At 54.5% G+C, this 26,800-nt stretch carries 29 protein-coding genes, 2 pseudogenes and 1 riboswitch; of the genes and pseudogenes, 13 read left to right on the top strand and 18 right to left on the bottom strand.

Features of this window, described 5'->3' with window-relative positions:
• Positions 1-354: 354 nt before the first annotated feature.
• Both ACA070_RS27785 and ACA070_RS27780 read left to right on the top strand, forming a co-directional pair.
• Positions 355-2,175, top strand: a complete 1,821-nt coding sequence (locus ACA070_RS27785) for an ATP-dependent nuclease (protein ID WP_497449139.1) — start codon at positions 355-357, stop codon at positions 2,173-2,175.
• Positions 2,157-3,929 (top strand): UvrD-helicase domain-containing protein, encoded by a 1,773-nt coding sequence (locus ACA070_RS27780; protein ID WP_497449138.1) that lies wholly within the window; start codon positions 2,157-2,159, stop codon positions 3,927-3,929. The genes ACA070_RS27785 and ACA070_RS27780 overlap by 19 nt, the downstream gene beginning before the upstream one ends.
• 106 nt (positions 3,930-4,035) lie before the next feature.
• On the opposite strand, the gene ACA070_RS27775 is transcribed toward ACA070_RS27780, so the two are convergent.
• Both ACA070_RS27775 and ACA070_RS27770 read right to left on the bottom strand, forming a co-directional pair.
• Positions 4,036-5,718, bottom strand: coding sequence for a hypothetical protein (locus ACA070_RS27775; RefSeq protein WP_497449137.1), 1,683 nt, complete (start codon positions 5,716-5,718; stop codon positions 4,036-4,038).
• Between the two features lie 465 nt (positions 5,719-6,183).
• A complete protein-coding gene (locus ACA070_RS27770) occupies positions 6,184-6,492 on the bottom strand; it encodes a helix-turn-helix domain-containing protein (RefSeq protein ID WP_497449136.1) in 309 nt (102 codons plus the stop codon).
• Positions 6,493-6,585: 93 nt separating this feature from the next.
• Between ACA070_RS27770 and ACA070_RS27765 the strand changes: the two genes are divergently transcribed.
• The 3 genes from ACA070_RS27765 to ACA070_RS27755 are packed head-to-tail and all read left to right on the top strand — an operon-like array spanning position 6,586 to position 8,091.
• Entirely contained in the window at positions 6,586-6,999 is a 414-nt protein-coding gene (locus tag ACA070_RS27765) for a hypothetical protein (RefSeq protein WP_497449135.1), read from the top strand.
• A complete protein-coding gene (locus ACA070_RS27760) occupies positions 6,992-7,588 on the top strand; it encodes an antitoxin Xre/MbcA/ParS toxin-binding domain-containing protein (protein WP_497449134.1) in 597 nt (198 codons plus the stop codon). Before ACA070_RS27765 ends, ACA070_RS27760 begins: the two co-directional genes overlap by 8 nt.
• A gap of 5 nt (positions 7,589-7,593) precedes the next feature.
• A complete protein-coding gene (locus tag ACA070_RS27755; RefSeq protein ID WP_497449133.1) occupies positions 7,594-8,091 on the top strand; it encodes a hypothetical protein in 498 nt (165 codons plus the stop codon).
• 60 nt (positions 8,092-8,151) lie between these two features.
• Here the strand turns inward: ACA070_RS27755 and ACA070_RS27750 are convergent, their stop codons facing one another.
• Positions 8,152-8,346, bottom strand: coding sequence for a hypothetical protein (locus ACA070_RS27750; protein WP_497449132.1), 195 nt, complete (start codon positions 8,344-8,346; stop codon positions 8,152-8,154).
• A gap of 343 nt (positions 8,347-8,689) precedes the next feature.
• Positions 8,690-8,751: riboswitch (Fluoride riboswitch) on the top strand.
• Positions 8,752-8,893: 142 nt separating this feature from the next.
• Here ACA070_RS27750 and crcB point away from each other — a divergent pair.
• From crcB to ppa, 3 genes are read left to right on the top strand one after another with little or no spacing between them, the layout of a single operon-like run.
• Entirely contained in the window at positions 8,894-9,277 is a 384-nt protein-coding gene (gene crcB / locus ACA070_RS27745) for a fluoride efflux transporter CrcB (RefSeq protein WP_010924788.1), read from the top strand.
• Between the two features lie 10 nt (positions 9,278-9,287).
• Positions 9,288-9,641 carry a DUF190 domain-containing protein gene (locus ACA070_RS27740; protein WP_048730555.1) on the top strand — a complete coding sequence of 118 codons (354 nt, stop codon included), beginning with the start codon at positions 9,288-9,290 and terminating at the stop codon, positions 9,639-9,641.
• Positions 9,642-9,643: 2 nt separating this feature from the next.
• Entirely contained in the window at positions 9,644-10,189 is a 546-nt protein-coding gene (gene ppa, locus ACA070_RS27735) for an inorganic diphosphatase (protein ID WP_497449131.1), read from the top strand.
• 13 nt (positions 10,190-10,202) lie between these two features.
• Here the strand turns inward: ppa and tnpC are convergent.
• The 4 genes and pseudogenes from tnpC to tnpA form a co-directional block, all read right to left on the bottom strand.
• Positions 10,203-10,982 (bottom strand): annotated as a pseudogene (tnpC, locus tag ACA070_RS27730) (IS66 family transposase); the annotation flags it as partial.
• Positions 10,873-11,169, bottom strand: a complete 297-nt coding sequence (locus ACA070_RS27725; RefSeq protein WP_497449130.1) for a hypothetical protein — start codon at positions 11,167-11,169, stop codon at positions 10,873-10,875. The pseudogene tnpC and the gene ACA070_RS27725, both read right to left, overlap by 110 nt.
• Positions 11,170-11,252: 83 nt before the next feature.
• The gene (gene tnpB / locus ACA070_RS27720) at positions 11,253-11,588 is read right to left on the bottom strand and encodes an IS66 family insertion sequence element accessory protein TnpB (RefSeq protein ID WP_158273383.1); all 336 of its coding nucleotides are present in this window, start codon (positions 11,586-11,588) and stop codon (positions 11,253-11,255) included.
• Entirely contained in the window at positions 11,585-11,917 is a 333-nt protein-coding gene (gene tnpA, locus ACA070_RS27715; RefSeq protein WP_497449129.1) for an IS66-like element accessory protein TnpA, read from the bottom strand. The genes tnpB and tnpA overlap by 4 nt, the downstream gene beginning before the upstream one ends.
• Before the next feature lie 402 nt (positions 11,918-12,319).
• Here tnpA and ACA070_RS27710 point away from each other — a divergent pair, with 402 nt between their 5' ends.
• On the top strand, positions 12,320-12,823 hold the full coding sequence (locus tag ACA070_RS27710) for an arsinothricin resistance N-acetyltransferase ArsN1 family A (protein ID WP_497449128.1): 504 nt from the start codon (positions 12,320-12,322) through the stop codon (positions 12,821-12,823).
• Between the two features lie 319 nt (positions 12,824-13,142).
• Here ACA070_RS27710 and ACA070_RS27705 read toward each other — a convergent pair whose 3' ends face one another.
• Positions 13,143-13,802, bottom strand: coding sequence for a transmembrane anchor protein (locus ACA070_RS27705; RefSeq protein ID WP_497449127.1), 660 nt, complete (start codon positions 13,800-13,802; stop codon positions 13,143-13,145).
• Between the two features lie 12 nt (positions 13,803-13,814).
• Positions 13,815-14,552, bottom strand: a complete 738-nt coding sequence (locus ACA070_RS27700) for a HupE/UreJ family protein (RefSeq protein WP_109631470.1) — start codon at positions 14,550-14,552, stop codon at positions 13,815-13,817.
• A gap of 515 nt (positions 14,553-15,067) precedes the next feature.
• Here ACA070_RS27700 and ACA070_RS27695 point away from each other — a divergent pair.
• The 3 genes and pseudogenes from ACA070_RS27695 to ACA070_RS27685 form a co-directional block, all read left to right on the top strand.
• Positions 15,068-15,373, top strand: coding sequence for a metal-sensing transcriptional repressor (locus ACA070_RS27695; RefSeq protein ID WP_497449126.1), 306 nt, complete (start codon positions 15,068-15,070; stop codon positions 15,371-15,373).
• A 7-nt stretch (positions 15,374-15,380) separates the two neighbouring features.
• Positions 15,381-16,517: a nickel/cobalt efflux protein RcnA gene (locus ACA070_RS27690; RefSeq protein ID WP_497449125.1), complete on the top strand. Its 1,137-nt coding sequence runs from the start codon at positions 15,381-15,383 to the stop codon at positions 16,515-16,517.
• 12 nt (positions 16,518-16,529) lie between these two features.
• Positions 16,530-16,835: pseudogene (locus ACA070_RS27685) on the top strand (YqaA family protein); the annotation flags it as partial.
• A 310-nt stretch (positions 16,836-17,145) separates the two neighbouring features.
• On the opposite strand, the gene ACA070_RS27680 reads toward ACA070_RS27685, so the two are convergent.
• Positions 17,146-19,350 (bottom strand): OsmC domain/YcaO domain-containing protein, encoded by a 2,205-nt coding sequence (locus tag ACA070_RS27680; protein ID WP_497449124.1) that lies wholly within the window; start codon positions 19,348-19,350, stop codon positions 17,146-17,148.
• Between the two features lie 282 nt (positions 19,351-19,632).
• Here ACA070_RS27680 and ACA070_RS27675 point away from each other — a divergent pair, with 282 nt between their 5' ends.
• Positions 19,633-20,478 carry a helix-turn-helix transcriptional regulator gene (locus ACA070_RS27675; RefSeq protein ID WP_497449123.1) on the top strand — a complete coding sequence of 282 codons (846 nt, stop codon included), beginning with the start codon at positions 19,633-19,635 and terminating at the stop codon, positions 20,476-20,478.
• Between the two features lie 101 nt (positions 20,479-20,579).
• On the opposite strand, the gene ACA070_RS27670 is transcribed toward ACA070_RS27675, so the two are convergent.
• The 8 genes from ACA070_RS27670 to ACA070_RS27635 all read right to left on the bottom strand — a co-directional run bounded on the left by ACA070_RS27670 (position 20,580) and on the right by ACA070_RS27635 (position 26,800).
• Positions 20,580-21,080 carry a YkgB family protein gene (locus tag ACA070_RS27670; RefSeq protein WP_497449122.1) on the bottom strand — a complete coding sequence of 167 codons (501 nt, stop codon included), beginning with the start codon at positions 21,078-21,080 and terminating at the stop codon, positions 20,580-20,582.
• 182 nt (positions 21,081-21,262) lie between these two features.
• The gene (locus ACA070_RS27665; RefSeq protein ID WP_497449121.1) at positions 21,263-22,420 is read right to left on the bottom strand and encodes a glutathionylspermidine synthase family protein; all 1,158 of its coding nucleotides are present in this window, start codon (positions 22,418-22,420) and stop codon (positions 21,263-21,265) included.
• 12 nt (positions 22,421-22,432) lie between these two features.
• Positions 22,433-23,152, bottom strand: a complete 720-nt coding sequence (locus tag ACA070_RS27660; protein ID WP_497449120.1) for a DUF1190 domain-containing protein — start codon at positions 23,150-23,152, stop codon at positions 22,433-22,435.
• Positions 23,153-23,170: 18 nt separating this feature from the next.
• A complete protein-coding gene (locus tag ACA070_RS27655) occupies positions 23,171-23,599 on the bottom strand; it encodes a DUF350 domain-containing protein (RefSeq protein WP_131062034.1) in 429 nt (142 codons plus the stop codon).
• A 14-nt stretch (positions 23,600-23,613) separates the two neighbouring features.
• On the bottom strand, positions 23,614-24,291 hold the full coding sequence (locus ACA070_RS27650; RefSeq protein ID WP_497449119.1) for a DUF2491 family protein: 678 nt from the start codon (positions 24,289-24,291) through the stop codon (positions 23,614-23,616).
• Positions 24,278-25,312: an ion channel gene (locus ACA070_RS27645; protein WP_497449118.1), complete on the bottom strand. Its 1,035-nt coding sequence runs from the start codon at positions 25,310-25,312 to the stop codon at positions 24,278-24,280. Before ACA070_RS27645 ends, ACA070_RS27650 begins: the two co-directional genes overlap by 14 nt.
• A gap of 70 nt (positions 25,313-25,382) precedes the next feature.
• The gene (locus ACA070_RS27640; RefSeq protein WP_497449117.1) at positions 25,383-25,946 is read right to left on the bottom strand and encodes a rhomboid family intramembrane serine protease; all 564 of its coding nucleotides are present in this window, start codon (positions 25,944-25,946) and stop codon (positions 25,383-25,385) included.
• Between the two features lie 155 nt (positions 25,947-26,101).
• Complete coding sequence (locus ACA070_RS27635; RefSeq protein WP_109635239.1) at positions 26,102-26,800, bottom strand: PspA/IM30 family protein; 699 nt, start codon at positions 26,798-26,800, stop codon at positions 26,102-26,104.

The following is a 26,800-nucleotide window of genomic DNA, read 5'->3' as shown; positions in this document are numbered from 1 at the left end:
TCTTTGGTTTAGGGCTGAATGACTTGTACGGCTGCATCTGGCCGTTTTTTGCCGGTCAAGGCCACTCAGTATTCTGGTCAAATCCGATGCAAACGACTGGTCAAGTCGAATGCAAATGGGTGGTCAAGTCCACGCAACTACGCAGCTGAGACTTGTCTCCAAAGAATGTTGCGCTTCATCCAGTCCGCTCATCGGAAAAATCGTGTTCATCAATCCGAAGGATTCTGCTGCGATCTTTGGGATTTCCTGTAGCTGCGCCATGATTGAATGAGCTAGCCAAAATGAATGGGGTGACCATAGAATCATTTTGATGCCATGATCAAAAGATCATAGGGTTTGTGCTGAAGGAACAGTATGAAAGTCGTCAGACTCACCATTCAAAATTTTCGTGGCATCCGGCTCGCGAACCTAATTTTTGATGGCCATACCCTTATGGTCGGAACCAACAACGTTGGCAAGAGTACGATTTGCGAAGCTTTGGATCTTGTATTAGGCCCTGACAGATTAAATCGCTTTCCGCCCATAGATGAGTTCGACTTTTACAACGGTATTTATTTATTCCCTGCCATAGCGGAGGGGGCCGAGCCGCAACCGGTACAACTGCGCATTGAAGCGGTTGTGATTGAGCTTAACGGCGAGGTTGGCAACAAATGCGGCGGCAACATCGAGTTTTGGCACCTGGTTGAAAATCGAATTCTCGGTCCAGGAGAGATCGAGGCAGCGAATCCCCCCGAGGTAGTCCCGTGTTTGCGAATTGAAACGGTGGGTAAATACGACGCTGAAGAGGATGAGTTTGTCGCTAAAAGCTATTTTTCGCACAGCCCAGATGCCCCACTTGGAGAGCTGACATCAGTTCCCAAGGCGATCAAACGCCAGTTTGGATTTCTTTATCTCAGAACCCTCAGGACAGGTTCGCGAGCGCTCAGTCTTGAACGTGGATCGATGCTAGACATCATCTTGCGTACCAAAGGCGTAAGGACAAGCTTGTGGGAAAAGACCATCTCCCGTTTGAAAAATCTCGACATCGAAGCTGACGCCGCTGAAATTGCTCCAGTTCTTCGATCTGTAGAGAAGCGTCTTGCTCGATACATTGCGCTGGAGTCTAACGGCAATGCCACGAAGCTGCATGTGTCAGAACTGACCCGCGAGCATCTACGCAAAACCATGACCTTTTTCCTGGCGTTAGCGCCTGATCAGGGGCACGTGCCATTCGCTCACGCTGGCACCGGCACTATTAATACCCTGGTATTGGCACTGCTGTCGTTCATCGCAGACCTTAAGCCTGATACGGTTATCTTTGCTATGGAGGAACCTGAAATTGCAGTCCCGCCCCATACTCAGCGCCGCATCGCTGAGTATTTAACAACGAAGACGACGCAGGCTTTTGTTACCTCACACTCACCATTTGTAATTGAAAAGTTTGAGCCAAGCAAAACGCTTCTCCTTGCTCGCGATGGAGGTATTGTCACTGCGAGAAAGGTGTCCGACGCTACGGGCCTGAAAGACAACGATTACAAGCGTTTTTCCCGTTCCGGACTTTCAGAATGCATGCTTGGTAGGGCGGCGATAGTTGTCGAGGGGATCACTGAATTTCACGCATTGCCAATTGTTGCTCGCCGTATGGAGGAAAGCGACCCAACCCTCCAACCGCTTGATATCGCAGGGGTGGCTTTCTTCGATGCAGACGGCGAATCGAACATGCCGAAATTCGGTAAATTTTTTAAGACTTTGGGGCTTCGCACATTCGGATTTTATGACTTCGACTACAAGCACATACGTAAAGCCGAGCAGGCGAAAGCACTCGCTGATAATTATGAGATCAACGTAGAGCATGCCTACAAAGGATTCGAAGGCCTACTTTCTACAGAGGTGCCTGCGGATCGCTTGTGGTCATTTCTGACCACGTTGAAGGCCAACAACGAGAATGGTAATGCCGCGATTCCTGACCAGCGTCCCAGCGACGAGATGGTAAGAGGTTTAGCAAGAGACGTTTTGGGAAGTAACAAAGGAGCTGGTTGGTCCGCTCGCCTCCTTGATGAATGTGCGATTCACGAGCTGCCGGAAACGGTAACTAAATTTTTAACTTCGATTTATGCGCTCTTTCCTTTGCCACCCCCGATCAATGACGGTCCGGAGCAGGAGGTAGGGGACGATGCATGGCCGCCGAAGATATGAACGACGCCTGCGGACTGCGCGATAGCGTATTAGCATGTGAGGGCCACATTCTTGTAATGGGCGGCCCAGGTAGCGGCAAGACAACGGTGGCCCTTCGAAAAGCCGTACAACGCATTAAGCGTGGTATGCAGCCAGGACAGTCGGTGCTGTTTCTCAGCTTTTCCCGCGCAGCAGTTGCTCGGATACTCGACGCCGCCAAGCTTGAATCCTCCAGCGAGCAGCGAGAGCAACTGTCCATCCAGACATTTCATTCATTCTTCTGGAGCATCTTGAAAGCGCATGGCTATCTACTTGGTGTGCCATACAAGCTTTCAATCCTATTACCCCAGGATGAGAAAGCTATTTCTGGTGGAATCGATGAGCGAGATGAAGGTTGGGCTGACTGGCAGGCGGAGCGAGAACAACTCTTCCGAGTAGACGGTAGGGTTGCTTTCGATCTATTTGCGCAAAACGTTGTGAGGTTACTCAGTCTCAGTAAACATCTGCTGTCTTCCCTTGCAAGCCGGCACCCACTCATAATCGTGGATGAAGCCCAGGATACCGGGGATCAGGCTTGGCAGTGTATAGGGATGCTTGCTCCATATACGCAGATCTTATGCCTCGCAGATCTCGAACAGCAGATATTCGACTTCCTTCCGGGCGTTGGACCTGAACGCATCATCGCAATTCGGGACGTACTTCATCCCCATGAGGTTGATCTTGGGGCTCAAAATCACCGGAGTCCTGATTCTGAAATTCTAGCTTTTGGCAATGACATCCTAAGTGGCAAAGTGCGTGGTGCTTCCTACAAGGGTGTCTCGACGCTGTCTTACAGGCCTGAGAAGCCGCCTCCAAATTGGAACCATCTACTGCGTCGCGCTCTGTCGCAACTTTACGATGCTACTAAGGCTCAGACGGGCTCATTCCTAGAGTCGATTGCTATCTTGGTTTCTAACAATAGAAGTGCATTAAAAATGTCTAATGCGCTGAACGCTCTTGGCTCAAATGTGGGCAAGGTCATAAATCACAAGCTGCTTTTCGATGAAGCAGAATCGTTGTTGTCTGCACGGTTTGCTGCATTTCTATTGGAGCCGAAGAACCTGGAGCAAATGGAAGCTCACGTCGCTACCGGTATGGAGTTAATCGCTGCCGCCCGCAGTGCGACGGGCCAAGCAAGAAAAGATGTAGCAAAATTGAAAGAACAGGCTCTGAAGATCAGGAGTGGAAAAGCGTTAAATATTAATATCGCAAAATCATTGCGTATCCTGATCTCCGACTTAAACCTTAGATTCACGGGTGATCCAGCTGCGGATTGGTTGGAGGTGAAACGTAGTCTTCGATCTACCAACCAAGCTGAACTCGTTCGGGTTGCTTTACAGCTGGATTTTTTGGTGGCCTTCAGGCGCGGACATCGCATTGCTTCCGCATTTTCTTCAGAGTGGCTGCGCGATGGCGCTTACACAAATGCTCGTTTGGCACTTGATCAAGCGTTGGCGCAAGAACAGATATTGGATGGATCTGAGGATTCACCCTTCTTGCAAGTTATGAACATCCACAAGGCGAAGGGAAAGCAATTCGATGGCGTAATTTTGGTACGGGAGGCAAGACGGAGCGGGGCGGTTGTGGAGTCATCGTTCATTTGGCGCGACGATCTTCCACCTTACCCTAAAAGTCGCAAAGTGCTTCGGGTTGCGCTGACGCGGGCGCGAACCCATGTGGTTATCCTAGATCCCCAATGGCCACCTTGTCCTCTGCTTAAAGGCCATCGGTTATAAGCAAGCGTTCATGGATACTGTCCGGTCTGGCTCTGATCAGCGTAGCCGGTAGTCAGGTTGACGTTCGGCCTCCGAAGACTGCGATGGGCCTGCTTTTAATGCAACGCTAGTTCACTGAATCGCCCAAATAGCCTGTATAGGTCTCAGGTGTCGAAAGAGTTGGTAACGGTGGAGGCGTTGCTTCTGTTAGAGGAACTTCCTTCACTTTTGCTCGACTCGCCGCTCTCTCCGCCTTTCTTTTTGCTCGCTTTTGCGCTTCCTCAAACTCTTGCATGGGATTTTTGATGAAGTGCTGCTCGTACGTCCTCAAAAGCCCTGTGTCTTTGCTAGCGACCGCTTGTGCTAATACATATTCCGCATCACGAAGCTGAACTAGGAATTTATGGCTCTCAGTCTGCCTGGCGCTTACCAGAGATAAGGCTCGTTCAGAGAAGCGGCCACTGGTCCAAAGTTCAAACCTCAGATCCATTCCAGCCCACTCCGAATGTGTCTTAGCGAACGCCCTAAGCACAGGAATCCTTTTATCGAGCCATTTGTTTATTTCGTCATCATCAAGCGTGGTGAATGGATGAATTCCTTTGCATTCGATGAAGACGACTTCATGATTTCTTCGGACTGCCAATACGTCAATTTCGGCTTTATCGCCCAGCAAGTTTTTGACGATTCGGTTCATTTCCTGCTCATAACCAGGAAGGGTAAATTTAGCAATCTGGGCAACGGCGAACTCAAAAAGGCTACCTCTCAAGGTAGAGGCGGCACCTTCAATGCGAGAAAGGTCATCGAAAATTTTCTCCAATGCCTCGGGGTTTTGGGTCAGTTTTGCTGTATCCGTCAGTATCGCGCATAGGTTTTTTAAGGCTTTGGCTACGTCTCGGCCAAACAGGCTTTCAGTTGTAGCCGGAATAATCCCCTCTTTTTTGAGTAAAGCAAAAGCCTCTGCTTCGTACTCTTCCGCCACGAATATCTGAAGGCACTTACTCACTTTCGGCAGGCTTCTGAGTGTTATGCACTTGCGAACAAACGCGCCAATGTGTTCGAGAGAGACTCTGCCATTCAACGCTAAATCACAAACCAGAAAGCCAGGCTTTACACCGACAACTGCTTGTCCTCGCATTGGGAATAAATACGACGGCCCTGCCAAATCCCAGTTAAACGTTCCGACCTTAGGCAAGGTCGTGGTGTCTTCATCTTCTCGGGTCTCGACTGAGTCATAGCTGACCATGCCCAGATTCCGGGACCAGTCTTTAACTGCCAATAACGTGATTTTTTCCGCGATGAGTCGGCTCTTCATTTTTGCCCAGAGCGACGTTGCGTCCAGGATGTGTTCAACGTCGCATCGTACGATGCAGGTCTCTCCACCGGGAGCCTTGATTTCTTTCACAAGGGTCGCTTTGATCAGTCTCTCAAGCAGGCTCTCGGATGAGATGTGTTTTTTCTGGGCTACCGGTGCTCCGCAGGCAATCAGAAAGTGGCCGCGAGGCATGATGTTGTCGCGCAACTCCAATGCATTGAGAGCAGTGAAGTATGAGCTTCCAGTTTTTTTGAGTGCGACCATCAAGTTTTGAAAGAAAAAGGGGGAGCCGTAATTTTTCTCCAAATACAGGAATCGGGCTCGGTGCGGAAAAATGATATGGCTCAGCTTGCTCATTCCCTCGCAGCCTCGTTCAACCCGTTTCCGGGCAGCGGTCGCATTCAGACCGTGCCGTTGCTCAAGTAGCTTCGACAATTCGCTGCTTAACATTGGGCCATCGCGTTTGAGGATTTCTGCGATTGAGTTCGCTGCCATCATGATTCTCCTGGATGTCACACTGCGCTATTTATATCCCTTGTAAACAAGGTGCAGTAGCTGTTTCGCGGCATTGCTCATGTACAGAGGTAAAATAAGGCTTTCAAGCCTGGTCGATTCTGATTTTTGCCTGAAATGTCACAATGCGAAATCTCAGTCACCCTAGGCGATAAAACGGGGGCGACTTACATCGCGTAGACACCTGCTACTTTTTTCCCAATCAGAGCGTATTTCGATGTAGGCATCAAGAGCCTGGAGTAGAAGCCATGTGGGCTCATTCGGCGAAGTCGGTTTAATGAAAACAACGAAGATCAGGCCGGCTTGATACCCCATTCGCTGGGAGGAAGAGTTAACAACGCAGAAAGTGTACGGGGCGAAGCATACGTTTCCCGTCGAATGCTTCGTTTCAACTGCCAAAACCAGGGCTGCCCGTGAGAGTGCAGCAGTGAAAAGCATCAGGTGTATCTCTTAGTCCACATCCTCATCTTTGTCAGGGATCATTTCTACCCTTACATCGCGAACCGCTTTTGCAAGAAGGGCCTCGAAACTCGTGCTTGGATCCCGATGCAGATAGCACTGGAGCACAAGTGACAGCGGGGAGATACCCATGATTTCAGCTAGATCGTCTATCACCTTCAGGCTAGGGGAGCGAAGTCCACGCTCCAGTAGGCTGATGTACTCCCTGCTAACCCTCGGTGGGAAGTCGCTCTGGGCCAAATTGGCCTGATGCCGCATATCCCTCAGAGCCAGCGCAAATGCGTCGTTTAGCTCGCGCATGCGGCTACTCCTGAAAAAGGAGTATGTAGCCACATTGAGCTAGCGTTCGCAGCGTACTATAGTACGCCGATAGTGAACGCTTGGAGAGATAATATGTTCGAAACCCACGCGCAAGCGCGATTGCAGAATCCGCTTTTCGCTTTGGAGGAAGGAACGCATCGTTGGGCCTACATCTCACAGACAGCGAATCATGAGTGGTTTTTTTTGACCTACGAAACGTTCGACGGGGAGGTTTCCTCGCAGCAGCAATTCATGATCCCTGCCGTCCGCCACCTATTGGGTTTGGCCTATAGGGATACACCCGAGGAATTTATTCGGGAAATTCAGCTTGTGTCCCCGCCATGGTTGAACGAGAAATGCAGGTGGTTGATGGAGCCGATTCGAGCGATCCATTCGGTCGGTGAGCAGTACTGCTACGAGCTGATGGATGGACAGATTTACCCGTCCGCGCTACTTCGGCATCCCAGAGAAACGTTGTGGTCCAAGGTAGATAGGGTAAATGAATAATTTCATTGAAAGACGTCTCGCTACTAATCACCGAACCCTTCTTTTTCAGCGAGACGTCTCTGAGACGGAAATGTTCGGGTTTGAATGCCTCGACGGTTGGTCGGATCTGATCGAAGGCAGTCTGCTGCTAATCCAGCGATATGCAGAGTTGAGAGCGCTCGACGTGAATATTTCACAAGTGAAAGAAAAGTTCGGTCAGCTCCGGATTTATCAACGTGGGGGCGACGCTGGCGTCGGTATGGCTCTAGAAATCACCGAACTGGTTTCGGGTTGCGTATGCGAGCTGTGCAGCATGCCTGGAGAAGTGATGGCGCTTGAAGGTTGGCTTCTTGCTCGGTGTGAGAAACATCGCGGGACACAGGCTGTAGAACAAATAGAGCCTAGGATCGCTGACCAACATTACGTTGCCAGCTATGCACGAACCGTGGCGTTAATTTTGTCATTCTTGGGAGCGAGCGCCGTACATTGGGTGCAACAGCCAAGCATTGCTTTTGCCGGTCGGCGGCCTTACGAAATGCTCAATACGAACGAGGGGTGCGAGGCTGTCTACACGCTGCTGAAACGGCTCGAATATGGCGTTGGGGTGTAATCCTTATGAATGTTATCGCCAACTCAAGAATAGTGATGGCTGATCACCCAAATCTCAAAGAACACCTGCGTCGCGAACTGGCGTGGGAGTTTGGTCAAGGGCTAGTCGACTTGAAACACGTACGGAGTCTCGTATCGTCTCCCCTGCTGATGTCGTTTTGCGTAAGAGCCTTCACTCATCCAATGCTTGCAAGCGCCGGGGACACGTATTTGGATACGCGAACGATGCTCGCGGATTGGCCTCTGAAAACGCGTGCGATATCGTTATGCGAATTTACCCGGTTGGAGGGGATGTTGGCGTTTGTCGATGAATACAGCCTCAGCGATGCATCATTGATAAAGCTCCAAGTCTGGCCATATAACCCGCAAAGCCTTGATGGTTTCGCGATGGCCATCGCTGTGGCACTCAGCTACACGCCTTCCGAATTGATGCAGGAATCGAGAATTTCGCTGGCGATAGATGAGTTGGTCGGTGAATGGGGCTATTTCACTGACGGGTTCTGAAGGCATTCTGTCCAGCCACAAACTCTTGCATGCGGTTGGCTAATGGCGCGGCCCTACACGTCAGGATTCACGCCCAACCGGCGCCATTTTTTCCCATGCCTCATCTATATTGTTCTCCGGAGTTTCTGCCAACAGGGTTTCAAGCGAAAGCTTTGTGCCTTGTGACGGACAATCAGAAGAAACCTCTTGCGCGACGACCAGAGGTTGCTCTGCCAATGCATCTTCAATGGGGGTTAACTGCTCTTTTCGTGTCATTTTTTTCTCCAAGACTCGTAAGATTTTAGCGCCTGAGCGGAGGGGAGGGAGTCAGGGTGATGGGAGGCTGAATCCGCCTAAATCACCAGTAAGTGTTGCAGTCGACTTCCCGTGTTTAACACCGGGCCTAAGCACATCTCACATACTCTTTTTGAATCATCGGCGTAAGCGTCTGCCGAACCCGTCTTGAACAACTGGATTGGAATTCCGATGTACCTATTTTCGAACTTCCATTGAGGTCGCTGGGTAGGCTCAGGTCACTATGACAGTAGAGACAGCGTCCCTATAGGCCGCACTGATTTCGGGGCGTGGAGGTTGAAGTTATCGGTACTGTTGCTATAGGATCTGCTCAGGAGATGGCATTCCTCCTTGAAACCGCCTCGTGCTGATGATGCCTACGTAAACCCTGGACAGGGTGCGTAGGTGTGCCTCCCTGTCCTCTAATTTAGGACAGGATCTTGATTCCAAATCTCATATCAGCTCTCTTTCGTAATCTGCGATTATCAGCACCTCCTTGGCTCTACCAGCCCAGAGGAGAGTTGCAGCCATGCTGAAATCACTATTAGTTATCGCCATCGGTGCATCACTTGGTGCTTGGTTGCGCTGGCTTCTGGGCATGAAGCTCAACGCGCTGTTCCCGACAATTCCCCCAGGCACTGTGGTGGCGAACATGGTCGGGGGGTACATCATCGGCCTAGCCATCGCGTTCTTGGCCGCATCTCCCTCCTTAAGCCCCGAATGGCGCCTGCTAATCATCACGGGTTTTTGTGGGGGACTTACCACCTTTTCCACCTTTTCAGCCGAAACAGTTGCCCTAATCCAAGAAGGGAGATTGCTGTGGGCGCTCGGCTCAATTTCATTGCACGTCGTAGGTTCGTTAGCGATGACCGCTGCCGGACTACTGTCCTACCAAATGATTGGTACTCGCTGAGGAGATTAAAATGAAAGGTTATATGGTCGTTTTCTTCACCCAACAAAACCGTCGTTATCAAGGAAAGATGCTTGGCGAATGGATCGTCGACGTAGCTAAGGAAATGGGGCTGCGCGGTGCCACGCTATGTACTGGAATCGAAGGTTTTGGACACACTGGAAAACTACACTCATCGCACTTTTTTGAGCTGGCTGATCAACCCACGGAGATTCGCTTGGCAATCACGGAGGATGAGGCAGAGCGGTTATTCAAGCGACTGGACTGTGAGGAAATATCGGTGTTTTTCACCAAGACGCCTATCGAGATGGGCACACTTGGAAAAACGCCTTCCAGCGCAGCCCCTTCCAAAGCTTCGGAGCTATGAACATGAGCTATACGGACATTCCAGCTGGTAACGCGATCCCCGATGACTTTTTCACCGTTATCGAGATTCCTGCAAACCACTCTCCGATCAAATACGAAGTGGACAAGCCAAGTGGACAGCTCTTCGTCGACCGCTTCCTCAGCACACCGATGTTCTATCCGGCCAACTACGGGTTTATACCGAACACGCTAAGCGATGATGGCGATCCACTGGACGTACTGGTGGTCTGCCCCTATCCGGTCTCTCCTGGCGTTGTCATTCGCAGTCGTCCGGTTGGCGTGATGTACATGACAGACGAAGCAGGCGCCGATGCCAAAGTAATCGCTGTTCCTCATGACAAACTCAGCTCGATGTACAGCGATATCAAGGAGTGCGAAGACCTTCCCGCACTTCTGCTTGCGCAGATCCAGCATTTCTTTGAGAACTACAAGGCGTTGGAACCAGGTAAGTGGCTGAAGATGGGGCGCTGGGGTAGCGCAGATGAGGCTAGGGAAGAAATCCGCAGGTCAGTAGCAGCCTACGTTCCAAAAAGTCTGGTGTCTCACTAGAAAATCTGGACTGTTAAATGTGACCCCACTTATGCGGGAGTAGCTCAGTAATCTCACTCGCCCGCTGTGTCGGCAGGCGGGTGAGGACGTCCTTCAGGTACGCATATGGATCATGCCCATTGAGCCGTGCCGTCTGAATCAAACTCATGATTGCAGCCGCACGTTTACCGCTGCGTAACGAGCCCGCGAACAGCCAGTTCGAGCGCCCAAGAGCCCACGGTCGGATTTGATTCTCGCACCAGTTGTTATCGATGGGCACAGCACCGTCATTGAGATAGCGCGTCAGCGCTATCCACCGCTTTAGGCTGTAATCCAACGCCTTGGCGATGGCCGATCCCTCAGGCACAAGCTGCCTCTGGGCGATCATCCAGGTATGAAGTGCATCGATGATCGGCGTTGCTTTCTCTCGCCGTATTCGCTGCCGGTCACCTGATCCCAGTTCGCGAACCTCTCGCTCCACTTCGTACAAAGCTGCAATGTAGTGCAGCGCTTTTTCGGCAATCTGGCTTTTGTTGGTCGCGTGCAAGTCGAAGAACTTGCGGCGTGCATGGGCCATGCAGCCGATCTCCGTGACGCCCAGTTCAAAGCCTGCCTTGTAGCCAGCGAAGTCGTCGCAGACCAGCTTACCGCTCCAGTGGCCAAGGAAGGCTCGGGCATGTTCGCCAGCACGGCTCGGACTGAAGTCATAAACGACCGCCGCCAGATCGGAGAACTGGCTGGTGGCATAAGCCCAGACATAAGCGCGATGAGTTTTCTTCGCGCCAGGTGTCAGCATTTGTACCGGGGTCTCGTCTTATCTGCTCGCTGCGCTTGGCAAACTTGAAGCGTTTGAGCAGCGCGATTTCGTGGGCCAGCTTCTCGTTGACCGACTTGTGATGGGTGATTTGCTTGTCCATCGTCTCGACGCACTGGATCAACTGCGCCGCCAAGGCACGCAGTTCTTCAGGGTTTAATTGATCGAGATTAGGATGCGAAGTCATGCCGCCGATTTTGCCAGAGAGGGCAAGTAGCGGCGATAGACTAATGGGCCAATTGCGCTGGCAAGCGCGCCATAGCAGACGAGTTAGAGCACCGTGATGGCTCCTCCGGAACCGACGCGTTGCCAAGGTAAGCCGAGCACTAAGGCTTGAAGTTGCTCTGCATCCAACTCAACTTCAGAACCGTGCCGCACGCCTGGCCAAAAGAAACGACCTTGATTCAAGCGCCGGGCAGCCAACCAAATCCCCACACCGTCATGCACCAGCACTTTCATACGATTGGCGCGGCGGTTGGCGAAAAGATAAGCACAGTGCGGCTTCGCCGCACCGAAGACTGCCACGACTCGCGCCAGAGCGGTTTCAGTGCCGGCGCGCATGTCCATGGGCTCGATGGCGAGCCAGATGGTGTCGATGCGGATCATCGCAGCAGGTCTCGCAGGAAAGCGGAACATGTCGCTGCATTTTCTGCTGGCCAGCTCACCACGACTACGCCTTTTGAATGAGGCACTTCGATTCGAATCGTGGCCGGAAGAACTTGAGGGGCCGCTGTCGAAGACAATGTCTTGACCGGAATAAAAGCAGTTTGCAGTGCCAGGTTTTTCTGCCCATGCACCCGAATCCATTTATGGACGAGGTTGGCATTGAGGTTGTGGGTCAAGGCGACATTGGCAATCGAGGTGTCAGCCTTCGCACACTCGGCGATGACCTGGGCCTTAAAGGAGTTGGAATAGGAACGGCGTTCTGGTGGCATGGGCATCCGCTTAAAAAGTCTAAAAATGGTGTCCACTTAAATTTAGGTGGACACCATCGCCTTAAGCGACGGCATCAGGAAGGTGTGTTGCCCGGACGGTTACTCATCGGCAACCGCCAGGTAGCCATGAAGCAAAGCAACAGATGCCTGCACATCGCGCCAGGTCGTACCGAGGCTCTGAACCTTTCCAAAAAATAAGCTGAGCCGATGGGGCCGAACGCCTGGGCGTCAAGGACAGGCCTTGCGAGCAGTTCCATTGCTCAGGCAGATTACGCGGGCCACAGAGATTCGCTGCGGACTTGTAAGCGAGTGCTCTAAAGAGCAAGGATTGAAAGGGAAAACCTTTTTTAACAGTAATGCAGTTACTACCAACCGGATGGGGCTCCAACAATGCTAACGCTAATGCGAATTCGTTTAGCTGAACGCTTAGACGCTACCAGAATGGCAGCCATCTACAATCAAGGTATCGAAGATCGTAGCTCTACGTTTGCAACGTCTCCTATAGACACATCGGACATGTTTGATCGCATCAACGCAGTGGAACGCTATCCGGTCGTGGTAATGGTTGATGTGGCTAATCAAGTTGTTGGATGGGCTGGACTCAGTAGATATCGCGACGGAGCCTGTTACGAAGGCGTTGCAGATTTCTCCATTTATCTGGATCGCGGTGTTCGCGGCTACGGGTTCGGCAAGCAGTTGCTTAAGGTACTGCTGGAAGAAGCAGAAGCTCGCGGATTCTGGAAGATTCTTTCACGTATTTTTACCGTCAATCACGCCGGTCTTGCACTGTGTGAAGCCTGCGGATTTCGTCAGGTAGGGGTGTATGAAAAGCACGCCTGTCTGGAAGGCCGCTGGCTTGACTGTACGATTGTCGAGCGCCTGTTTCCGGTCAATCAGCCAGTCTAAAAAGTAATGGATCTGGACGATTAGGCGTGGCGGGCAGTGGAGGTGAAAACTAATAACAACAAGGCCGCAATCGCGGCCTTGTTGTTTTCCAGGGTGTTACTCGTGTGAATGTCCGTGCTCAGCGCTCTCGGAGGTTGCTCCTTTCTCACCGCCGCCGCATGCCGTCATTAGGCCAAGGAAACAGATCAGGAGCATCGAACGGATCAGTGTTGTTGAGGTTTTCATGGGAAGACTCTTCAAAAAAAAGGATGAAATAAATGGTCTGTGGTGAGGCTGAGCGCCGCATTTTCGGCAGCTGAGAAGCCATCGTCGCTTCGGATTACTGTTTTACGCTCAAGTAATCGCCGGTCGTTTTCAGTGCGATGGTCACGTCGTTGTTGCTGCGATTACGCCAAAACCAACCGTGGGTGCCGTCAAAAATGGCGGTGAATTCGCCTTTATCACTTTTGACCTGCTTGCCCTTGTTGTAGCTGTGGAAGTAACCCTTTTCACCGTTGTAGGGCTCGCCATGCGTGTCGTAGTTCACGGGCCCACCAACCGCCGTCCATTCATAGCTGACAGTCTTGTTTTTCAGCACTTCCAGTTTGATTTCTGTCCCTTCACCTGGCTTGAGCGTGACGCTCATTTGATTGGTCTTCAGGGCGGGGGTAGGTGTCGCCACTGGTTGAGCAACAGGTTCCGCAACAGGTTGGACTTGCTCAACCTGCGGAGCTGGAGCTGGAGCTGGAGCTGGAGCTGGAGCTGCTGGTTGAGGTGGCGCGGCATCCGCCAAAGCTTCCTGGGCAAGGATGATCTTCAGTTCGCCCATCTGGGTCAGCCCCAGTGCTCGGCCCACACCCGTAGGGTCAACGGCGTATTCCGAAGGCATGACAACGGTCACCAGCAGGCCGACCGCAGTCAGCAGGGCAATGACAGTCGACCGCACCAGTTTGCGAGTGCTAGGCAATTCATTAACAGTTGGAAGCGGAGTATTGAACATGGTCAGAATTCCTTACGCAGAGACAAACAGGCCGGTGATCTGGTAACCCATCAGCAGGAAACCGGCACTCATCATGGCGACGTTGGCGGTATAGGCGTGGCGCCAGAAACTGCCGGTGCGCCGCCAATACCCCATCAAAATGAGAATCGCGCTAAGGGCCAGCAATTGGCCGATCTCAACGCCAACGTTGAAGGCGATCAGGTTCGGAATCAGGCCATCAGGCGAGATCTCGTACTCCTGAATCTTTGTCGCCAGGCCGAAGCCGTGGAGCAGGCCGAAGATCAGCGTGGCCACTTTGGTGTTGGGTTGGAAACCGAACCAGCGCTGGAACGCACCCAGGTTATCGAGCGCCTTGTACACCACCGAGAAACCGATGATGGCGTCAATGATGTAGGAGCTGATGCTGACCTCTGTCAGCACGCCAAGCAGCAGTGTGACCGAGTGGCCTACAGCGAATAGCGTGACGTAGAGCCCCACGTCCTTCAGGCGATAGAGGAAGAAGATCACCCCGAACAGAAACAGGAGGTGGTCGTAGCCCGTCATCATGTGCTTGGCGCCCATGTAGATGAAGGGCAGCAACATGACGCCGGAACTTTCCTGGATGAAGCCCTTGTCACCTTCCGCGACGGCGTGAGCCATCGCCTCGGGCATCCCGAGGAACAGTGCGGCGACAAGTAAAAACAACAGCAGTAGCGGGCGGTGCGATGGCGCAGTGAATGCGACAACGCCGCTCATCGAGTGCGAATGCATAGATCAATCCTACGTTGCAGGGATCAAAGGCCGCAGTGCGGCCATGGTCAGGAAGCGAACGAAGGACGTGGTGGACGCTCGATCAAGAAAATCGGCGGACGAGGAACGGAATATCGGTGGGCATCGATTCGTATGGACAGCTTCGGCTGTGCAGCCAAACTCAACGCGGACGTGAGCTGGGGCGTTTCGTGCTGGTGGTCAGGGGTCAAAGACGAGTGGTAATGATCGGCGCAACTCGCGCACGACATCTCTGCCTGCTCCTCATGAGAGTGATAGGCGTCCTGTGCGATTTCCCAGGCAGGCGGTTTCGTCTTTACCGACAACGTATAGGCATGCCCAGCCCAGGCCACAAACATGGCGAGTACAAGTGCGAATACCACTGTCGTTGTCAGGGATCTGCTGAGCATAGTGTCCGGAGTTTCTAACTCGGTTGTTGTGGTCGCCATACGTTTGACCACATCCCCCTAGGGGGGATAGGATGCCAGCGTAATTCATTGAGGCCTGAGGCTCAAGTCATGAGTGAGCACGATCACGAACACAGCCATCCCCATACCCATACCCACCAAAGTCACGAGGCAATCATCAAGCGCCTCAAGCGGGCGGATGGCCATTTACGCGGCATCATCACCATGATTGAAGAAGGTCGTCAGTGTGTGGACATTGCTCAGCAACTGCATGCCGTTGAAAAAGCGGTGTGCCAAGCCAAGCGCACGCTCATCCAGGATCACATCGATCACTGTCTGGAGGACACCGTATCGGCACTCAACAACGGCGAACGTGCTCCGCTAGAAGCCTTCAAACAAATCACCAAGTACCTCTAGGTCTGAAATGCCCAACTTCGCAGAACTGCTGCAACAAGGCGGGGTTCACGCCTGGCTATATTTTCCGAGCGCTATCTTGCTCGGCGCCTTACATGGCCTAGAACCTGGCCATTCAAAAACCATGATGGCGGCCTTCATCGTGGCCATCCGTGGCTCCGTAAAACAGGCTGTACTGTTGGGCTTGGCCGCGACACTGTCGCACACCGCCGTGGTGTGGCTGGTCGCCATCGGCGGCATGTACCTGGGCAAAGGCCTCGATGCTCAAACCACTGAACCGTACTTCCAGCTCGCATCCTCTGCATTAATCATAGTGATTGCGCTTTGGATGCTATGGCGTACCTGGCGTGGCGAACAGATGTTCAAGTTCGAGCAAGGTAATGATCACCATCACGGCGAGCATGACCATGGCCATCATGATGAGACCCACCGAATCGATACTGGTCATGGCCGTGTTGAGCTGTCGATCTTCGAAGAAGGCGTGCCACCGCACTGGCGCCTGAAGACGTTGACCGGACACGACTGGACAGCCTCAGATGTTCGTCTGACGACTACCCGACCGGACGGTCGCACCCAGATATTTTCATTTGTCGAGCGCTTAGGCTTCCTGGAGTCGGCGGTTGATATCCCGGAACCGCACGAATTTAGTGCTCGCTTGAGTCTGGGGCATGCTGGTCACTCCCATGATTACGATCTCCAATATCGGGAGCACGATCACGAGCATGCGCATTCCGAATTGGAAGGTCTGGAGTTGTCGATTGATGGTTATCAGGATGCGCATGAACGTGCGCATGCCAACGATATCCGTAAACGCTTCACCAACCGCGAAGTCACCACGGGCCAGATCGTCATGTTCGGTTTGACGGGTGGTCTGATTCCTTGCCCAGCCGCGATTACCGTCCTGCTGTTGTGCCTTCAGGTTAAAGAAGTCGCACTGGGCGGTATGCTCGTCTTGTGCTTCAGCATCGGTTTGGCGATCACCTTGGTGGCTGTGGGTGCTGCTGCGGCTATTGGCGCTAAACAAGCCTCTAACCGTTGGCCTTGGTTGGGCACCGTGGCACGTCGTGCACCGTACCTGTCCAGTGTCTTGATCATCGGTGTTGGTCTGTACGTCGGCTTCCATGGCTGGATCGGCCTGAACGCATAAGGTGACGTCTGAGTGTTCGAACTCACCAGCTACCTAGGTCTTTTCCTGGCGGCATTCGGTGCCGCCACGTTATTGCCAATGCAGTCTGAAGCCGTGCTGGTCGGGATGTTGCTCTCCGACCGGTACGCCGTTTCTACGCTTTTGGCGGTTGCCACCTTCGGCAACGTTCTTGGCTCCGCACTGAACTGGCTTCTGGGCCGTTCTGTTGAGAAATTCCGCCACAAGCGCTGGTTCCCCGTGAGCGAGAGCAAGCTCGAAAAAGCCCAGCAGTCCTATCTGCGCTACGGGCGCTGGTCACTGTTGCTGAGCTGGGTGCCTAGGCATGGGCACCTTTCTTGAGAGCTATGAGCCATCCGAAATTGCTCAAGGTACGCGGTGTGTAAAGCACGATCTTTACACCAAGTCTCTGCATGCTTTCCGTCTCCAGATTTTTGCGGAGAAGATGTGCTGTTCTTTACATTTTTCCTCGTTATCGTTGTTTTTTTGCGGGTATGCCTAATAAAATAAGGCTATACAGAGATTGATAGATTCCTCTTATGTGAACTACCATTCTAGGATATAGCTGCTCGATAAGTGACAACAAAAAAAGCGAAGCCATTGATCCGGCTTCGCTTTTTTGTGGGCGTTGTTAACTGGATAACGTCGTCACGTTTGCCCGCGCCGTGTGCAGTTTCTTGTAGCTGTCGATCAAGCGCAGGTGTCTATCGAGCCCTTCCAGTTTCATGCTCGTAGGCGTCAAGCCAAAGAAGCGCACGCTGCCGTCCACTGAGCCGATCGCTGCATCCGTCCGCTCGCTGCCAAACATCCGGCGGAAATTGGCCTCGTAGTCTTCCAGTTCCAGGTCTTCGTCCAGCTTCATCTCCAGCACCACATTGACGGCCTGATAGAACAAGCCGCGCTCAGCCGTGTTGTCGTTGTACTGCAAGAACATTTCCACTGCCTCTTTCGCCTCTTCATATTGTTGCAAGGCGAGATAAATCAGCAGCTTCAACTCCAGGATCGTCAGCTGGCCCCAGGCCGTATTGTCGTCAAACTCGATGCCGATCAAGCTGGTGATGTCGGTGTAGTCGTCCAGCTCGCTTTCCACCAGACGTTCAACCAGCGCTTGCAGTTCCTCTTCGTCCAGGCGATGCAGGTTCAGGATATCGGCGCGGAAGAACAGCGCTTTGTTGGTGTTATCCCAGATCAGATCGTCTGCGGGATAGATTTCCGAATAGTCCGGAACCAGGATGCGGCAGGCCGTCGCGCCGATATGCTCGTAGACCGCCATGTACACTTCTTTGCCCATACCTTTGAGGATGCCGAACAAGGTCGCGGCTTCGTCGGTATTCGAGTTTTCACCCTGGCCGGAGAAGTCCCACTCCACGAATTCGTAATCCGACTTCGAGCTGAAAAAACGCCACGACACCACGCCGCTGGAGTCGATAAAGTGCTCGACGAAGTTATTCGGCTCGGTCACCGCATGACCTTCAAACGTCGGCTGGGGCAAGTCGTTGAGGCCTTCGAAGCTGCGGCCCTGGAGCAATTCGGTGAGGCTGCGTTCCAGCGCCACTTCCAGGCTCGGGTGCGCGCCGAACGAGGCGAACACACCGCCGGTACGCGGGTTCATCAACGTGACGCACATCACCGGGAATTCACCGCCCAGGGACGCATCCTTTACCAGCACGGGGAACCCTTGCTCTTCCAGCGCCTGAATACCGGCCAGTATTCCGGGGTACTTTGCCAGCACTTCGGCCGGTACATCCGGCAGGGCAAATTCACCTTCGATGATTTCGCGTTTGACCGCGCGCTCGAAGATCTCCGACAGGCACTGCACCTGGGCTTCGGCCAGCGTGTTACCGGCACTCATGCCGTTGCTCAGGAACAGGTTTTCAATCAGGTTGGACGGGAAGTACACCACCTCGCCGTCCGACTGGCGCACGTACGGCAGCGAACAGATGCCGCGCTCTTCATTGCCCGAATTGGTATCGATCAGATGGGAGCCGCGCAGCTCGCCGTCGCGGTTGTAAATCTTCAGGCAGTACGCGTCGAGAATTTCGGTCGGCAGTGCATCTTTACGGCCAGGCTTGAACCAGCGTTCGTCCGGGTAGTGCACAAACGCTGCGTTGGCGATGTCTTCGCCCCAGAACTGGTCGTTGTAGAAGAAGTTACAGTTCAGTCGCTCGATAAACTCGCCCAACGCCGACGCCAAAGCGCCTTCCTTGGTCGCACCCTTGCCGTTGGTGAAGCACATTGGCGAGTGCGCGTCGCGGATGTGCAGCGACCACACGTTGGGCACGATATTGCGCCACGAGGCGATTTCAATCTTCATGCCCAGGTCCGCCAGAATGGCCGACATATTGGCGATGGTTTGCTCCAGCGGCAGATCCTTGCCCGCTATATAAGTGCTCGCCTCTGAACTGGAAGCAGGCATCAACAATGCCTGGGCGTCGGCGTCGAGGTTTTCCACCTCTTCGATCACAAACTCAGGCCCGGCTTGCACCACTTTTTTCACGGTGCAACGGTCGATGGAACGCAGAATGCCCTGGCGGTCCTTGTCGGAGATGTCCGCCGGCAACTCGACCTGGATCTTGAAAATCTGGTTGTAGCGGTTTTCCGGGTCAACAATGTTGTTCTGCGACAGGCGGATGTTATCCGTGGGGATGTTGCGGGTGCTGCAGTACAACTTCACAAAATACGCCGCACACAATGCCGACGAAGCCAGGAAGTAGTCGAACGGACCCGGTGCCGAGCCATCGCCCTTGTAGCGGATTGGTTGATCGGCCACCACCGTGAAGTCATCGAACTTGGCTTCAAGCCGAAGGTTGTCGAGAAAGTTGACCTTGATTTCCATGGGGGATTACCAGAATAACGGGCTAGACGATTTGGCTGCCATTATCCGGCTTTTCAGCGGTAAGTCTTGTGCTTGTCTGGTCCTGGAGCAGGTTTACGCCTGTTTTCCCCCGAGGCCCGATACACGGCACCGGACCTTTTTATGAACGATGAATGGCTCGGCCGAGTATCAAATGCAGCAAAAACCGGCTCGGATCCCTGATGGCGAATACCTGCGTAAAGTTGGCGTCTGAACTGACGGTGATATTATGCGATTCGTTCAAATCTGCCTGCGGGTGACTCGATGGACCGGCTGTCTATGTTGCTGTCCCAGTTCGGCGTCCGTGCGAACTTGTTCTACAGTGGCAAGCTCTGTGGAATATCGTCCTACGATGGTGCGGACCTGCGCGGTCATGTTCACCTCCTGCAGGCAGGCACGGTCATCTTGAAAGGTCCCGGGGCGAGTGACAGGTTGCTGGACCGACCCAGTCTGATTTTTCTTCCGCGCCCCAGCCGGCATCAACTGATCGCAGATGAGGTGGACGGTGCGCAGCTATTGTGTGCGCAACTGGCGTTCGACGGTGGCGCCAGTAACCCGATCTCCGCTTCGCTCCCCGACCTTCTGGTGCTGCCGCTCGATGAGCTGCCGCTGTTGGCCGACACGCTGAAATGGTTGTTCAGTGAGGCAGCGGGGGGACATTGCGGCAGGGAAGCAGTGCTTGATCGCCTGTTCGAACTGCTGATCATCCTGCTGTTCCGGCACTTGCTCGACCACCATCAGTTGAGCACCGGGCTGATGGCCGGTCTGGCCGATGTGCGGCTGGCGCGCTCGCTGTTACAAATGCACGACGCTCCTCAACGTGCCTGGTCAGTGGCGGAGCTGGCCAGTCAATCAAACATGTCCCGCGCCGCTTATGCGGTGCATTTTCGATCTGTCCTGGGACAAACCCCCGCCGATTATCTACTGAGTTGGCGGATCAGTCTGGCGCAGAAACGGCTGCGAGAAGGTCGGCCGATTACACTGATTGCTGACGAGGTTGGGTATGAAAGTCCATCAGCGCTTGCCCGAGCGTTCCGTCGCAAGACGGGATTCAGCCCGCGGGACTGGATGAAATCCGTGATGGGAGAGGGCGCGGAACTGCCTCACTAAGCGTCGCAATCAGTTTGTTGATTCAACCCCAATGACACGAAACGAAAATGGCCTGAAAACAGTGGACTGTTTCAGGCCATTTTTGCTGTAAACGTGTCAGCTCAAGGCGTTTCCAGCTTGCTCAGGGAATGGCCCGCGATGAAGACAGAGGCGGCCAGCAGCCCGATATCTTTGAGAAGAAACTGGCCAGGCGCAACGGTGATGGCCGGGAAGCCGAGGCCGGGCTCAATCACTCCGGGCGTCGAGAACATAAAGCTCAACGTCGTGACGAACAATCCCGCAGACAACGCGCCGCCGATCAACGACAACTTGGGTGAAAGCAGGCGACCTGCGATCAGCGCGCCAATCGAGACTTCGAGCACACCCAGCAGGGCGGAAAACAGATCCACATTGAAAATCTCGTAGACCCAGCCCAGTAGCGGACTGTTGCTCACCAACGGTACCAATCCCTCTGCTTCATAGTGGGTGAATTTCATCCCGCCGAACCAGAAGTAGATAACGGCAAGTGCGAAGTAGATGCCGTAGGTTCCAAGCGCCATAGTGCTGGCGCCGAGCGATATTTTTTTCGACAGGCTGTTGGTGCTGGTATCGAGTGTGTTCATGGTCAGGCTTCCAGAGCGGTATTTCCCCCGCGGTTTGCGGTGGGAGTGGAAGCAGTGTCGTCTCTGGCTTGACTCTTCAGGGTTCTGGCGGTCTCGCGTTCAGTGCAGATCGTCCAGATTCACGGGCAGAAAAAAGCCCATGGCGTGTGAGGCCATGGGCTTTTTCATGGGCGACGGGTCGCTCAGTCGAGTATCAAATGCGGCAAAAACCGGCTCGAATCCTTGGTGATCAAGCTGTTGTCCTCACGCACGCCGATACCAGCTGCCTGATCGCCGATCACCCAGGAGCCAATCAGCGTGTAGCTGTCGCCAAAACGCGGCAGCGGCGCGAATTCCTGAAGGATAAACGGCGCATCGGTGTAGGGGCCGTCCTCTTTCACGATCAGACCGTCAGCCGTTTGCAGCTCGATGTTGGCGCCTTCCCGCGAGAAGAACGGCTTGCGCACCCAACCCTTGGGCACTGCTTTGCCCGGATTGGTATCCAGGTGGGCCGCGAGCAGGTTCGGGTGACCTTTGTTGAACTCCCACAACAGCGGCAGGATGCCTTTGTTGGAGATGATGGATTTCCAGGCCGGCTCGAAAAACTGCGTATCACTCTGGGCAATCGCTGCACCAAAGGGCTCGTGGAAGATGAACTCCCAGGCGTGCAGCTTGAACAGGTGCGGAATCCAGCGATCTTCGAGGTCGACGAAACGTCCGTCACTGGTCAGGCCGATGTCTTCGATATCGATGTGGCGTGATTCGATGCCGACCTTTTCCGCCACCAGCCGCAGGTAATCGGTGGTGCCCTTGTCTTCGACCGAGTCTTTCATCGACGCGAAGTAGAAGGGCTGTTTGAGTTGCAATTGAGCGAAGGCCTGATGCAGTTTGGTGTCGATGCTGTTGAACTGGTCGGCATGCTTGGGCAGCACGCCGCGTTCGATGCATTGCTCCAGCCAGCCCCACTGAAACGCCGCGGCCTCATACAGGCTGGTCGGCGTGTCGTAGTTGAGTTCCAGCAACTTGGCATGACCGGTGCCGTTGTAGGAGAAGTCCATGCGCCCGTACAGGTGCGGGTGACCTTCGAGCCATGAGGTGCGAACCATGTCGAAGAATGGCGCGGGGATGCTCAAGCGCTCAAGCAACTCCTCGCTCTGAACCACGCGGGCCACCAGGTCCATGCACATCTCATGAATTTCGGTGGTCGGGTCCTCGAGATCGTTCTCGATCTGCTTGAGCGAGAACTGGTAATACGCGCTCTCGTCCCAGTAGGGTTCGTCGTCGATGGTATGGAACAGAAAGCCGAGACCCTCGGCCGTCTGTTTCCAGTCAGGACGCTCTGCGCAATGGATTTTCTTCATGGTCCGGTCCCCTTAACTGCTCGACCCGCCGCCGCCGCCCCAGCCGCTGCGTGCGCTGGCCTTGCTGCCGAAGCCGCCACGAGAGGTGGACGAGGCAACGGAAACAGGTTTGCTTGCGGAAGAACGGACCGAGTCGGCGTAGTTGCTGCTGCCGTACCTCGCCTGATTGGACTTGTTAAACGTCGAGCCCTTCGACATCCGCTGGCTGAGCGTCGAGTTCGAATAGCTGCCGCGATCATCGCGATAGCGGTATACCGGCTCGGAGTAGTAGCTGTTGCGGTTGCTGCTCAGCATGTTGCCGATCAGCAGGCCGGTCAGCAGGCTGCCGGTGGAAAAGCCCGAGCCGCCAGTGTTCGCTTCCGAGGCGGGTAATTGCGCCTTGGCCGCGTCCACCTGGGATTGCGTCACCTGACCATCGGCGGTCAGTTCGAAACCGCCCAGCTTGGGGATGAATTTGCCGGCGGAATCCTGCTGGCACCAGTCGGCGACAAAGTCGGCATCGCAATCGGCCTGGTTGTCGTACACCGGCGCAATGCGGCGATGCTCGGCCATGGCGCTCATGTAGGCGTCCGAGCAGACGTCCACCGGAAGCTTTTCATCGGCACATTGCTGAACGGACTGGAAGTTGTATTTCTTCTGCACCGGGTAAGTTTTTTCCGTCGGCCCGCAACCTGATATCGCCATGGCGACCGAGGCTGCCAGCGACAGTTGAACGTACTTGCTTCGTTTCATCGGGAGCTCCGTGCGCAATCAGTTCGGGGTAGGGGTCATGCAGGCGGCGTTCAACATGCCAACGCTGATGGCCACGGCCGCGACATAGACACCCGCCGCGATTTCGCCTTTCTTGATCCGTTCAGAAGTGCCTTTCAACACCAGGCTGGTCACCAGGAACGCCAGCAGTTGCACGACTGCTGCGATCAGCGACCAGACGACGAAGTCGAGCAGGCTGATCGAGTAGGCAATCACATTGCTGGCCGGAATCGCGAAACCGATGAGGGCGCCGCCCAGAGCGATTGCGGCGGCGACGTTGCCCGAGCGGATCAGTTCGAATTCCTTGTGCGGGGTGATTCGGGTGTAGATGAACTGGAACAGCGCGAACAGCACAGCGGCGCCGAGGATGTACGCGACAAACCCGAACACGGCGGCTTTGTTCAGGGAGATGGAAAGTGCTTCTAGCATGGACTTCTTCCTTTTTAGAACGTATTCAGGTCGGTTGTGTACAGCGAGATGCCCAGCGACGTGCTCAAGCTGATGGTGCCTTCGGCGTCCTCTTCGACGGAAAACAGCAGGAACTCCCGGCGATCGGTCAGGCCTGTTTCGCGGGCGTACAGCATCGAACGGTGCTCGATGCCGTAGGACTCTTCCGGATTTTTCAGCTGCTCGCTCAGCGCCACCAATTCTGTCTGGCCATTCTCGGTGCCCCATTCGCGGGTGTATTCGACGCCGTTATGGGTGTAGGTCGGCAGCCCGATCAGGCTTTGCGGACCGGCCAGCCGACGCAGCTCCGCTTCACTGCTGATGGTGATGTAACTGAGGTAGTTGAACAAAATCACCGACTCGACCTGCCCGGCAATTTCGCCGGTAGTGTGCACTTGCAGCCAGTAGTCTTCGTCGTTCATGTAATAGCGCGACAGCCAGGTCGACTGCCCGAGATCGACAGTGCCGTTGCTCCAGATCTGCTGGGAACCCGGGATGGTCACCGTGGTGTTGCCGTCGAGCAACAATCTCAGGGAGGTGTCGAACATCACGCCTTTGCCCAATCCCAGGCCCAGTGGGCCGGTGGCCGGCGGCGGGGTTTCGTTGGCGGTCCATTTCGACTCGGTCGTCGTGTTCGGGGCCTCAAGCCCCATCAACTGTTTAAACCATCCCATTGGAGATTTCCTTGAGGCGAGTGGAGGCGATGTAGAAGAGTTCGCCGCCCTCAACGCGCGTGGCGCTGGGCGGGTTGATCGACGGTTGTTGGGCACCTTTGGCGCGATAGCCGATGAGCGTGGCGTTGTGGTGTTCTTTCATCCGTGTGTACAGATCGCCGAACGTGGCTTCGAAGGCCTCGGGCAGTTTCATCAGGTATTGGGTGGCGCCTTGACCCACGCACAGCAGTTCATTGATGACCACTGACGAACCCGGATCCTGAGAGGCGCGCACCAGCATCTCGATGGCCATGCTTGAGGTGCATTCCAGGCTAGGGGCGTAGGCGCTGGCGAGCGCCGCGACTTCACTGTCATTGAAATGGGCGACCACATGCCCGACAGGTTTCAGTTGATTGACCGCCAGCACGGTGGCCAGGGTCAGGTCGTCTGAATGGGTTCGCACCAGGACGCGTTCGGCACCAGGAACACCGGCGCGCAGCAACAGCGCCACGGAGGACAGGCTTTCACCTTTGATGAAGGTCGCTTTGCCCGGCATCGGGTTTTCTTCAAGGGTGCAGTCGCAAATGACGATCAGGTTGTCGTTCGAGGTTTCGTCCTGAAGCAACAATTCAATGACCCGTTCGCTGGACGCGCCTTCCCAGCCGATGAGAACCGTATGGCCGACCTTGCCGGTGAAATCGCCTTTGCCCTTCATGCCTTTTCTCCATGCATCGATGACGCTGCTGGTGGTTTTGCCGATAGCTGCCGTCAGCAGCGCAATGCCCCCGAGCATGACCCAGGTAGCCACGAAAATTCGCCCCGCCGGTGTCTGCGGCGCGAGATCGCCATAGCCAACGGTGAGTGTGGTGGTCAGATAGAAGTAAGTAAACGTGGCGGGGGCGGTGAGGTGTTGTTCGCCCAGAAGCACCAGGCCCAGATACGCCGTGATCAGGTGTACGCCCAAGGCAATGACCAGACCGGCCCAGCCGAAGCGGTGGAAGAGGGACGAGGCGTACATGCGCAACAAAAGGAAAATCGACATTTCGTCCCTGACTCCGTGGGTACTCGTTCCGGCGAAGTAATCGCCCCGACTTCTGAGCGCTTAAGTGCGGTTACCGGGCGGCATTAAACCTGCTGCGCGACGCGGAGAAAAGTACCTTGGCTGCAATAAATCCGGCGAGCGCACCAAACAGATGACCTTCGAAGGAAACACCCTGGCGAGGAAGGAAGCCAAATATCAGGCCGCCATAGAGCAGGGCCACGACGCCGGCCGTTATCAGGTTGCCCCAGCTCCTGTGAAACCAGGCGCGGGACAAGAGGTATGCCCATAGCCCGAATACCCAGCCGCTGGCGCCGATGTGTACGCCTGCAAAGCCGAACAGCCAGACCAGCGCGCCGCCCAGCAGAATAATAATCGCGCTGACGGCAATGAAGCGGTTGAGTCCTTCGATGATGACCAGGGTGCCCAGAATCAAAAAGGCAATCAGGTTCGCGCTCAGGTGCGCAAAGGAAGCGTGCAGAAAAGGCGAGGTGATGATGCCGAGCAGACCGTGCACGGTTCTCGGGATCAGGCCGAAGGCCATGAGGCTGTAGCCGGTTGCAACGTTGAGCAGTTGCAGCGCGACCATGAAGAGTGCCAGGCCTGCGATTGTCTTGAAACCCTTCAGGGCATCCATCCTTGACCTCGATTCACTGAAAACTGAAGCGCAACCCATTGTGGGAGCGAGCCTGCATGCGAAAAGGGAGTGTCAGTCGACATCAATGTTGTCTGACAAACCGCAATCGCTAGCAGGCTAGCTCCCACAGGTTATGCGTTCGACTCGAGAGTCGGTTATTCGGCCGATTTTTTCTTCAGGCGTTCCAGGATCGCATTGGCGCTGCCTTCGTTCGGCGTGATGCCGGCGTCGCGCAACTTGCGTTCAAGGTCAGTACCGGTCGATGCATCAGCCAGTTGGTCCTGAGCTTCCAGTTCAGCCGCGCGTTGCTGCTGCTTGGCTTGCAGGCGATTCAGCGTGCCGACGGCGGTTTCCAGCTTGCCGTTGGCGCCGCCACTGGCAATCGAAGCGCTGACTTGGGCTTTCTGTACGCTTTCGCGAGCCTTGGCCATGTCCACTTGCTGGCGCAGGCTTTTGATGCGGTTTTCGGCCTTGGTGATGTCTTTGCGCATGTTTTCAGCGTAACCGCCGAATTCAGTGGCCTGCTTTTGCTCGACGTCCAGTTCGTTGGTCAGGGTCGAAATGGCTTCGGCCACTTCCAGCGCCAGGTCTTCACGGTTGGCCTGAATCGCAGCCAGGGCCTTGGATTCCAGGTCTTTGATCTTGGCGTTGTACTCGCTGACGCGGTCAGCCGACAGTTTGTGCTTGGCCATGATGGTGACCAGCTCACGCTTGGCGTTGGCCAGGGCGCTGTCAGCATCGCGAATTTCCTGGTCGAGGATGCGCAGGGCCTGTTGGTCGACGATCGATTCGCCAACTTCAGTGGCACCGCCACGCAGCGCGGTGAACAATTTGCTCCAGATGGACTGAGTCAT

It is taken from the genome of Pseudomonas sp. LBUM1678, assembly GCF_059695575.1.
Note: the sequence above shows the minus strand (reverse complement) of the source record. Positions and strands in the feature narration are given on the sequence as shown.